This is a genomic window from Microvirga sp. GN3, assembly GCF_055792825.1.
This window is the reverse complement of the sequence record NZ_JBVVAK010000144.1, coordinates 12480-18680: the sequence shown is the minus strand read 5'-3', so window position 1 is coordinate 18680 and position 6201 is coordinate 12480. Positions and strand designations below refer to the sequence as shown.

At 63.1% G+C, this 6201-nt stretch carries 4 protein-coding genes; 3 read left to right on the top strand and 1 reads right to left on the bottom strand.

Annotated features, from left to right (window positions below; all coding sequences use genetic code 11):
* Positions 1–180: 180 nt before the first annotated feature.
* Complete coding sequence (locus ACS5Q1_RS37955) at positions 181–591, top strand: hypothetical protein (protein ID WP_473103096.1); 411 nt, start codon at positions 181–183, stop codon at positions 589–591.
* A gap of 46 nt (positions 592–637) precedes the next feature.
* Positions 638–1078 carry a cupin domain-containing protein gene (locus tag ACS5Q1_RS37950; protein WP_473103095.1) on the top strand — a complete coding sequence of 147 codons (441 nt, stop codon included), beginning with the start codon at positions 638–640 and terminating at the stop codon, positions 1076–1078.
* 462 nt (positions 1079–1540) lie between these two features.
* Here ACS5Q1_RS37950 and ACS5Q1_RS37945 read toward each other — a convergent pair whose 3' ends face one another.
* Positions 1541–3817 carry a rhodanese-like domain-containing protein gene (locus ACS5Q1_RS37945; protein WP_473103094.1) on the bottom strand — a complete coding sequence of 759 codons (2277 nt, stop codon included), beginning with the start codon at positions 3815–3817 and terminating at the stop codon, positions 1541–1543.
* 629 nt (positions 3818–4446) lie between these two features.
* On the opposite strand from ACS5Q1_RS37945, the gene ACS5Q1_RS37940 reads away from it, so the two are divergent.
* The gene (locus ACS5Q1_RS37940; protein ID WP_473103093.1) at positions 4447–6138 is read left to right on the top strand and encodes an adenylate/guanylate cyclase domain-containing protein; all 1692 of its coding nucleotides are present in this window, start codon (positions 4447–4449) and stop codon (positions 6136–6138) included.
* Positions 6139–6201: the final 63 nt, after the last annotated feature.

Here is a 6201-nt window from a genome sequence, read left to right as displayed (position 1 = left end):
GTCAAGAACACGTTCGCGCAAATCGGGAGAATAGGGCTGGGGCATGGCTCGCCTCCCGGGCCATATCCCAATCAACGCACAGACCACCCGAAGGGATTCAAGCCCAGATCAAAAGCGCTTTAGCACCGGATTGGGCGCATACTTGTGGGGCTGGGGTAGCCTCTTGGACGGGAGGAAGCAATGGGACAGCTTAACCGTCGCCATGCACTGCTCGGTATCGCCGCCGCATCTTCACTTGTGTCTTCCGGCAGAGCCGTCGCTCAAGGAGCGGCTTCGACCGAGGGACGGGAGATTGCCCCCGGCGTTCGTCGCGTGGATCACACGAAGCGCGAGACCATGATCCCGAACTACAAGACGGTCTCGATGCGGGACTCCATCTACCAGCCAGGCGCAAGCACCAGCGGTGGGAGCATGCCCAATGACATGGTCTGTCACATGCTGGAGGGCGAACTGACCGTCGACACGGGTTCGGGCGACAACGTCTACAAAAATGGTGACGTGTGGTCGTGCGCCAAAGGGCTGCCGGAACGCAGCAAAAACACCGGCAGCACGGTTGCGATCATGCGCATCATCGACTTGCTGCCCGCATAGCATTTCCCTGTGCTGATTTTGCATTAGCCAATCGCAGGAGGAAATCATGACCGAGCTCATGAGTCGCAGGTCGGCGGTCACCCTTGGTTTATCGGCCGTCGCTGCGGCACCGCTCTTCGCTTCGGCCACATCCGCCAGGGCCGCAGGCGCACCAAACTACGGTCCCACTGAAGGCAGGGAACTCAGCCCTGGTCGCCGGCTGGTGGAGATTGGCGAGATCCCCTCTGAGATGGCCGCTTACAAGAGCGTCAAGATTGTCGACGTCGTGTACCAACCCGGAGCTGCCGATCCCAAGGAGGCGGTGATGGATGTGGACATGATGTGCTACATTCTCGCTGGCGAGTTCAGCATCAAGAAGGCTGGGAAGGAGCCCTACACCGTCAAGGAAGGCGACTTCTACACCTGCGGGAAGGGCAAGACGGACAAGGCCACCAACATCAGCAATGGGGTTGGGATCCACCGCATTGCTATGCTGATGCCTGCCTAAGCACGTGTCACGTGTCAGCCCTGACTTAGCGAGTGATTCCCAGCCGGCACGGCCGAGGCAGGGCTGCGCATTCCGGAAACCGCCTTCAGCGAATCTCCACGATGAGCGGTCAAGGATTGGGCGCGTGGCGCAACGTGCACCCGGAAGGTCGCTTAATGGCACTCCTGAGACGGAAGAGCTTGGTCTGCTTTCGCGCTTAAGAACCGACGTTCGGCGAGCGGCTGGGATGTGAGAATCTGATCCCGAGCAGACATTCGCGAGGCGCAGGAGGAACTGCTCACTCGGTGAATACGACCGTTTTCTTTCAGTTCGACAGACTCTGTCTGCCAGATGGCACCTCCTGACACAGAGCTAACCGCGGCTGGGGAGCTTGTCGAGCGATGACCGATCTTTGGTACGAGGCCGCTCTGCATAGCAGATTGGCCTACCTCACAGTCTGTAGGATCGAGCGTGGGCCTCTCGCTATTGAGGTGGAGTGACCTCGACCGGATAGCCGTTGTCCACCCATGAAGGGTACCCGCCCGCGAAGTAATACACTTTGGGAAAGCCCCACTTCAGTGCCTTGGCGGACGCGAAAGTCGACATCGGGCAGTACCTGCCGTAGCAATAGAAAACAATTTCGTCCTTCGGATCGGCAATCTCTGACAGCGTTTCCTTGGACAGGGTGATCACCACGTCCCGCAGATGAGCCCCCGGAATGTGCCCGCGGCCATAGGCAACCGCGGAGCGCACGTCGACGAAGCGGGCGCCTCGGTTGTGTAGCTCCTTGGCGGTGGCAGCGTCGATCTTGGGGGCACCCTGGACGAAGTACTCGCCGTTCCGCTTGCTCACGATGCTCGTATAGTCGTCATAGGCGAGGTCGATCCCAGCTCCCTCGGGAACGCCGGCCTTACGGAGGCCGAGGAGATAACGGTCTCGGTACTCGCGATGGTAGTCGAACATGTCGCCATACCACCACCAGCCCGATTCCTGCACGGTCAGTGGATCGAACCCAACGGGCACCATCAGGGCGTTGTATTTCTCGATGGCGGCGCCGATACCGTCATGTCGCCCAACATGGCCATAGGCCGCGACCAGCGTCGCGTAATCCTCGGCAAGGGGCGATGGCAGGCTTATCAGACGGTGCAGCGTGTCAATCGCCGCGTCATACCGCTCCTGAAGGAAGAGCGACACGGCCAGAACCCGGAGGTAACCTGGAGGATACTGCGGGTTGAGCCGCATCGCCCAGCGCGCATCCTTTTCCGCCTCCGCGGCGCGCCCGATGGCACAGAGGATCCTGGCCTGGCTGACGTGATTGTCCGGGTCGTTCGGAGCAAGCTCAAGTGCCCGCTTGATCGCCGCAAGGGCTTCATCGTTGCGGCCCTGCCGGGCCAGTACCTCGGCCGAGAGCGCGTAGGCGGGGGCGTTCGGCGCCTCCATGGCCTTGGCGAGGTTCACGTTCATCTGCTCGAAGGCGCGCTGCATGCCGACATTGGCGGCAGACCAGGACGAAACGGCAACCCTCCAATGGCCGGTCGCGAGCGCCGCGTAGGCGCGGTGATACCCGGGATCGAGTTCGACAGCCTTCTCGAACAGCGTGATGGCTTTGAGGGTGTCTGGCTCGGTCTCCCGGCGCAGATGCTCCCAGCCCTGGAGAAGCGCATCATAGGCGCGCGGATTCTTTGTCTCGGATTGGGCAATCCTGGCCTGCTCCTCGCCCGTTAACTCCATCGCCAGCGCCGCCACTATGTGCCCGATGACCTTATCCTGGAATGCGAATAGATCACCGAACGGGCCGTCATAGCGTTCCGCCCAAAGGTGATGGCCGCTGACAGCATCGATCAACTGGGCATTGATCCTCACCTGGTCGCCCTGCCGCCGCACGCTGCCTTCCATCACGTAGCGGACGCCCAGCTCCGCCCCCACCTTCTGCACCTTCGTGGGCTTGCCCTTGTAGGTCCAGCTCGAGTTGCGGGCGATGACGAAGATGCCGGAGAGTTTCGACAGATCGGTGATTAGATCCTCGGAAATGCCGTCGGCGAAATAGACCTGCTCGGAATCGGAGCCAAGGCTGTCGAACGGCAGCACGGCGATGGATGGTTTGTCCGGCAGCGGAAGGGCCGCGCGTTCGACGATGGCAGTCTCAGCCTGCGGCTCCCACGGCGGCCACCAGATTAAAGCCCCTCCGACCAGGACGGCCAGAGCGGCTGCCGTCGGGAGGTGCCATTGGCGGAGCCAGGTGGGCTTGGGGCGCCATCCCTCACGTCGACCATCCAGCCGGATCCGGTAGGTGCGCACCGGGCGCGAGATGTTCTTGACGTGCTGCTCGCCAGTGAATTCCAGGGGAAGCTCGAGCTTGCCATGCAGATGATCGTAGGCCGTGCCGGAGATGAGAATCCCGCCTGGGTCGCACAACTGCTCCAGGCGAGCTGCGACGTTCACGCCATCGCCGAGAAGATCGCCCTCCTCGACGACGACATCGCCCAGGTTGATGCCGATCCGGAACACGATGCGACGGTCCGGCGGAACCTGAGCCTGATGCGCGGCGACCTCTTTCTGCATCGTAATCGCGAAGGTTGCGGCGTCGACGACCGAACCGAATTCAGCAATCGCGCCATCACCCATCAATTTGACGATGCGACCGTGATGCTCGGCCAGCAGAGGATCGATGATCTCGCGCCGCAGGGTCTTGATGGCGGCGAGAGTGCCATTCTCGTCACTCTCAGCGAGGCGGGAATAGCCGACAATGTCCGCTGCCACAATTGCCGCCAGCCGCCGTTCGACCTGGACTACCCCATGGTTGCGCTTCCCGGCGGAGCCCCAGACGCCCTGCCTGGCTCTGCGGACGCCTGCAATTGAGCCACCCAGCTAGTCCGGCATTCTACACCTCTTCCCTCGGGCTTGCGACCCAATTTGCGGGCTTGCCCGGCTCACGCCAAGTTGGGGAGCTTGGCTGTCGCCTGTCAGACTTGGTACCTGCTGTCGGGCAGCTATGCACAGGAGCGATGCTCCATTGCTTGTCTGCAATCTGCTGCGCTTGCAGGTACAAAGAGGAGACAAACAGCCACCTTTCACGAAGATTGGGATGGGGGCCAGGTCCGAAGAGTGAATGTCCTGTAATGGCACGACGCTGACCTTAGCTGGATTTCCGTATCAGTAGCGTGAGCGGACCTTCATGTCGTCCGCTCTGCTTTCTGGGTTGCGCCGATGCAGCCCTTGGCACTGGGCCTTGCAGCATCAGGAGCCGGCCCAATAATGGCCTGCCTAATCGTCGCCACCAGATTGTCCGGGTGGTATCATGATCGGGCAGTGTAGCAGCATTGGGTCGGCGGAGAGACCGGGCTGCTTGGCTCCGGCTCCAGTCGGCAGATCTCCTCAGGGAGACGGCCATGGCGACAGCATGGGTTGAGCGGCGGCTGGCCGCGATCCTAGCCGCGGATGTCGTGGGCTACTCCCGCCTCGTCGAGCAGGACGAGGCCGGAACGCTGTCGGCCCTCAAGGCTCTTCGCCACGAGGTGATCGACCCGCTGCTGGCTGAGCACCACGGCCGCCTCGTCAAGCTAATGGGTGATGGCGCGATCGCGGAGTTTAGCTCAGTGGTCGATGCCGCGACCTGCGCGGTCGCCGTGCAGAAGGGCGTTGCCGAGCACCAGGCTGATGTGCGGCCCGAGCGCCGGATCGTGTTCCGCATCGGCGTCAACCTCGGCGACGTGGTGGTCGAGGGCGATGACCTGCTCGGTGACGGGGTCAACATCGCGGCGCGTCTGGAGCAGATCTGCGACCCGGGCGGGGTGATGATCTCCGGCACCACCTACGACCATCTCCAGGGCAAGCTCGACCTGCCGCTTGAGTTTGCCGGTGAGCAGCACGTCAAGAACATCGACAGACCGATCCGAACCTACCGGGTGCGGCTCGACGGGGCACAGGCGGTGCTGCCTTCACGCGGACGCCACCGGTGGCTTATGCGCGCCGCCGCCGTCCTGCTGATCCTTGGCCTCGGCACGGGCGCCTGGCTGTGGCGGGGCACGGACGTTCCGACTCCAGCCTCGCGGCGGCCCGGCATCGCGGTCCTGCCGTTTACGACGACAGCAGCGGACGAGGCCACGAACCGTCTCGCGAGCGGCCTGACCGATGACATCATCACCGATCTCGCCCGCCAGAACAGCTACGATGTGATCGCCCGGGCCTCGACCGAAGCCTATAAAAGCCGACCCACCGATGTGAGGCAGATCGGACGCGACTTGGCAGTGCGCTTCGTCCTTGACGGCTCGATCCAGCGCGAAGGGGACCAACTCCGCACGAGTGCCCGGCTGAGCGACACCACGACCGGGGCCCAGGTCTGGTCCAACCGCTGGGATCGGCCGGCCACGGATCTGTTTGCCATTCAGACGGACATCACCGGGCAGGTCATCAGTCAGTTCGAGATCCTCACCGGCCCGGTGAAGAGCCAGGTTCTGGCCGCCGCCAAGCGCAAGCATCCGAACAGCCTGACCGCCTACGAGCTTACCCTTCTCGCCGTCGAGAAGACCCTGAGCCCGACCCGGGAGGGCAATGCCGAGGCCATGGAGATCCTGAAGAAGGCGCTCGAGGTCGATCCCGGCTACGCGAAAGCCTGGGTGAACCTTGCCTGGGCGCATACGGAGGCGAGCAGTTTTGGCGCCGATGCCATGACATCGCGCGAGGCTGCCCTGAGCGCCGCACGGCGTGCGGTCCAGTTGGACGCCAGCGATGCCGAGGCGCATTCCGTGCTCGGCCACGTCCTCGCGACGAAGGGAGAGTTCGACCAGGCCAAGGCGGCGTTCGAGACCGCCCTGCGGCTCAACCCGAGCTCGTTCTCGATCCTGGTTTACTACGTCGGCTGGGCCAGCACCTTCGGCGAACCCGAGCGCGGGGCTCTGCTGGCGGACCGGGCGATCCGGCTCAATCCCAGCTACAGGCCGTGGGCCTGCGGGTTCCTGCGTTACGCCTACTTCATGGCCGGCCGCTACAAGGATGCGCTCCAGGTGATGGAGCGGCAGACGCCGGACAATTACACGCCGCTTCGAGCGACGGGCGACGTGGGTGCGCAAGGACCACATTAACAGGCCGCAGACGGCGAGGTAGTGGACCTCGCGTAGGAACATCGCCGGCCGGTACTTCATCCG